The organism is uncultured Aurantimicrobium sp., from assembly GCF_936931525.1.
Classification (GTDB): Bacteria; Actinomycetota; Actinomycetes; order Actinomycetales; family Microbacteriaceae; genus Aurantimicrobium.
The window spans coordinates 1-3,981 of record NZ_CAKZII010000078.1 but is presented as its reverse complement, the minus strand read 5'-3'; the positions used below and the strand labels follow the sequence as shown (position 1 = coordinate 3,981).

Annotated in this window: 5 protein-coding genes; 1 reads left to right on the top strand and 4 read right to left on the bottom strand. The window is 51.6% G+C overall.

Annotation, left to right across the window (positions count from 1 at the left end):
* Window positions 1–117 precede the first annotated feature (117 nt).
* Window positions 118–801, top strand: coding sequence for a response regulator transcription factor (locus Q0362_RS03410; protein ID WP_298119782.1), 684 nt, complete (start codon window positions 118–120; stop codon window positions 799–801).
* Window positions 802–813: 12 nt separating this feature from the next.
* Here the strand turns inward: Q0362_RS03410 and Q0362_RS03405 are convergent, their stop codons facing one another.
* The 4 genes from Q0362_RS03405 to Q0362_RS03390 all read right to left on the bottom strand — a co-directional run.
* Entirely contained in the window at window positions 814–2,631 is a 1,818-nt protein-coding gene (locus Q0362_RS03405) for a hypothetical protein (protein WP_298119781.1), read from the bottom strand.
* 84 nt (window positions 2,632–2,715) lie between these two features.
* Window positions 2,716–3,021 carry a helix-turn-helix transcriptional regulator gene (locus Q0362_RS03400; RefSeq protein ID WP_298119779.1) on the bottom strand — a complete coding sequence of 102 codons (306 nt, stop codon included), beginning with the start codon at window positions 3,019–3,021 and terminating at the stop codon, window positions 2,716–2,718.
* Complete coding sequence (locus Q0362_RS03395; RefSeq protein WP_298119777.1) at window positions 3,011–3,376, bottom strand: type II toxin-antitoxin system RelE/ParE family toxin; 366 nt, start codon at window positions 3,374–3,376, stop codon at window positions 3,011–3,013. Before Q0362_RS03395 ends, Q0362_RS03400 begins: the two co-directional genes overlap by 11 nt.
* A gap of 137 nt (window positions 3,377–3,513) precedes the next feature.
* A partial coding sequence (locus tag Q0362_RS03390) for a UbiA family prenyltransferase (RefSeq protein WP_298119775.1) occupies window positions 3,514–3,981 on the bottom strand: 468 nt, incomplete at its 5' end.

The window sequence follows — 3,981 nt, the reverse complement described above, 5'->3', positions numbered from 1 at the left end:
AGCCATTTCAGGAAGTTCCCAGTCGGCACTCACGTGAACGGGTTCTTTTTCGAACTACTGAGGGCTAGCCCTTCATTTGTTCTGCGTCGAGGGCTAACCACCACCTAGCCTGTATTTATGGAAAGTACCGAGGAGAAAACTCCTGAAGACCTCTTTCAACGCTCTGTTGTTGTCGTTGAAGATGACTCCTTTATGCGCTCACTCCTAGCGGAGTATTTAGAGAAGGCGGGCTTCCTCGTTTCCACTGCAAGCTCTGCAGCAGATGCACGCCGCCAAATCAATGCCGTTGATCCCGATGCTGTGGTTCTGGATATTGACTTAGGTCCTGGACCTTCTGGTCTGGATGTTGCCGCCACTCTCAACACAGATGCCAACGAAGTGGGAATCGTGTTTCTCACCAACTATTCAGACCCTCGATTTATTGGTGAAGATCTCACAAGAGTTCACCCCAAGGCTGCTTATCTGAACAAGCACATGATTGAAGACTCCTCAGTCCTGGTTGCTGCATTGAATGCAGTCCTGGTTGAGCTCGATGTCGAGGCCTACCGCTATGACAAAAGGTCTGACCGACCATTGGCACGGTTATCTGCTTCACAGATTCAGGCTCTTCGTCTTCTTGCTGAAGGCAAGACCAATCAGCAGATCGCAGAAGCCCGTCAGCGTTCCATCGAAGCAACAGAGAGTCTCATCACGAGAACTTTGACAGCTCTGGGACTGGACTCGACAGCAGACATGAATGCACGAGTTTCAGCGGCGAGGGAGTTCATGTCCCAGATTGCTCCGCCGCGCTCAACCCACTAAAGGCTGAGGCACTTACTGTGCTGGTCTCGCTGTAGGAATCTCAGCCTGAAGTAGTGCTGTGCCATTGTCCTGAGTGAACGACCAGTTGAGGGTGAGCTGGTTGAGGATCTGTGTTCCCAAACCAGACGTTGTTGTAGCTACTGAGCGTTCTTGCGACGCATGTTCAAGTTCCACCATCACAGATACTGGACTTACTTGAGTAACGGTGAGCTGCACCTTCTGAGCCTGGGAGTGCTTCACAGCATTGCTCACACCCTCAGAAACAACTTCCATCACAGCTTGTGCTGCTGAGGTATCTGCATTCAGTGATTGCTGGCTGTTGTGATCTACTTCGAATGTGAACGTGCACACACCGCGCCAGAAGTCCGCGAGCTCTGTGAGCTGGCCTTGGATGTCAGTCGCAGACTCGGCTGGTGTTCGCGATAGTTCTTGCCTCGCTGACTCGAGATCAGAAAGGACAGACTCAACGAGTTCGGGTGTGACTGTGGTTGCCTGGGTGAGTCTGATGCGTGCTGCATTCAATCGGGATTGAACACTTCCGTGGACAATCTTGGCGATCTGCTTCTGACGCAACCAGACCTCTTGACGTGACCGTGCGACCAGTGAAGCGTTTTCGTCATTGGCTTCTTTGGTGCGACTGAGAGTAAACATTCTGTTGTCGTAGAGGAAGAAGAACACTGTTGTTCCCAGAAGCAGGAGGGCTGAACCCACTGCCAAGAAGGCTTGGTAGTCGGCTTGAATTCCCACGTTCAATGCTTCGGGAAACACCAGATACAAACCAGCTAAAAGCAGAGAGGTTACGACTCCGATGAGGAGAACCACTACAGCGTTGAGTTGGCGTCCGCGGGTCAGCCTGTTCAAACCAGCAAGTGCTGCAACAACCACGGCCGTGGTGGCCATGCAGCCTTCGAGCACACCCATCCACCCCGCGACGATGTAATAGGACGCACTGAAGAAAGCGAGGATCAGGATGGCAGGAAGTGCTGGATTGAACATCACATTGACGTTCATTTTTCGTGTGAGCACTTCCCATAACGTCACGCGAGTTCGGCCAGCTAGTTGGTTAGGGCTGTTCTCAAACTGAACTTCAGCATCTGCTGAATAGAGTTCGTGGCTCAATGGCCTGATGAGTTCTAGTGCTGCCGCGCGAAGTTGTCCGGTGGCAGCAGATTTAGAGTCGTCGCTGTGAGAGGTACTGAGTTGTTCAACCTCAGCTGACAGAGATTCAATGACGGGGCTGATTTTTTCCTGAACATCACGCTGTAATTGCTGTTGAGCATCCGCGACCTGTTGAGCAACCGTGCTCTGGAGGAAGACCAGGCGAGTCTTTGCTTGCGCAAGTTCTTTTGCAGTCTGTCTGTTCTGACCAATGACACTTGCCAGGATGGTGAAACAGAAACTCAACGTCCAGAAAGAGAGGCCACCAACGGGTAAGAGCTCCTCATAGATCGGCGAGATTGGCCCTGCACTTTTCGCCACGGCGTATTGAAGAAGCGAGCCAAGATAGCCGGCAATAAACCAGCCCAGCGCAATGACGCTGCTCCGAAGAGTTCCTTGACCCAAGGACTTAACTACAAAGCGGAGAAGTAGAACGCCAGCCGCTGTTCCCAGTCCGCTGAGCAAATCAAACAGGTGGTAGTTGATGGAAATCGAGAGCTCCGCCGTAGGCGGCTGGAACCATCCGATAAAGACAGGGTAGATCGCAAGGAAAATAATGAGCGGAAAGCCGACAGCCGCCTGAGATCCAACCCATGCCCATAGGGTGCGAATATCAATCCGTTGGAATGATTGCTGCTTACCAAGCTGCCGCATATCCTCAGGGTTCCTCATGTTGCCAGAATATTCCTTCTAGGGGCTAGCTCCCATGTTTAACCAAGGGATAGCCCTCAGTTCCCTCATAACTTCAGTGAGAAGTTAAGCCAACTGGAACTTACGATCCCCCACCTGGACCTCCAGGGTGAGTGTTCCACCTACGGCCTCCACATACTTGCGCAGGGTGTCCACCTGAGACTTCTCAATGTCACCGTGCTCAATACGAGAGATGCGGTTCTGACTCACGTGAAGCAGTTGAGCAAGTTCGACCTGGGTGATGTTGAGTTCTTTACGAAGTTCTTTCAAGCGATAGGCGCGAATTTCAGCTTCTAGTTTGTCGACAAGCTCGTTCACTCGCTCGTGATTGAGCGGCCCATGCTTCTTATCAAACTCTTCTCTAACGCCCATGTTTCTTGCCCTTCATCGTCTTGAGGTGCTCTGAATACAACTTGTCTGCTTGAGAAATACTTCGTCGGTACCACTTGTTCCACAACTGAGATTTATCCCCGCCGACTAACAAAATGGCCCGCTGTTCCGGATCAAACACAAACAGAATTCGTATTTCACTCCGCCCGATTGAACCCGGCCTCAGTTCTTTCATGTTGTGATGCTGCGATCCATGTATTCGATCAACGAGAGGGCGCCCCATTCGAGGACCGTCTCGTTCCAAAAGAATCAGTGCCGCAGTAATGAGCTCCTTGGTGTCTGGATCTAGATCATGCAACCAAGGGTCAATCAATGTGGTGTCAATGGACCAATTCATAATACAACCTTTGAGTTATATATTTCAAGAGGTTTATTTGTTCACCTCAGAGATGAACTCTCCCGCACGACTGAGTCCCCCAGCTCTGTGAGCCGGGGGACTGTTGAAAACTCTGAAGTCTGATTAGCTGTGAAGAATTAGCTGTGCAACCAGGTGAAGATCAGCAGCATCGTCACGACGAAGCCGGCAAAGAAGTTAATACCTAGGAACTTCTTCCACCCACGGTTAGCCTGCTCACAGTCAGCATCGCTGAGGTTCCTAAATGGCCACACCATCAGGATGTAGGGAACGGCTGTGACAGAAGCAACCCAGAACGGCCAGGTTGGCTCGGTAAAGAAGGCGCCAGAGAGAATGAGCACTCCGGCGAGCGCGTAACAACCCAGCGCAAAGCGAGACGTGTTCGCTGCACCAATCACGGTGGCAATAGATTTCAGTCCGCCTTCGCGGTCCGCTTGAATATCTTGCACTGCACCAAAGGCATGAGATGCCATTCCCCACAGGAAGAACGCGTTCAAGATAAGCCACAGGTCTGGGGTAAAGGTTACACCGGCCAAGATCACGCCATACACAGCAGGGCTCACGAAGTGGGTGCTGCTGGTGAAGGA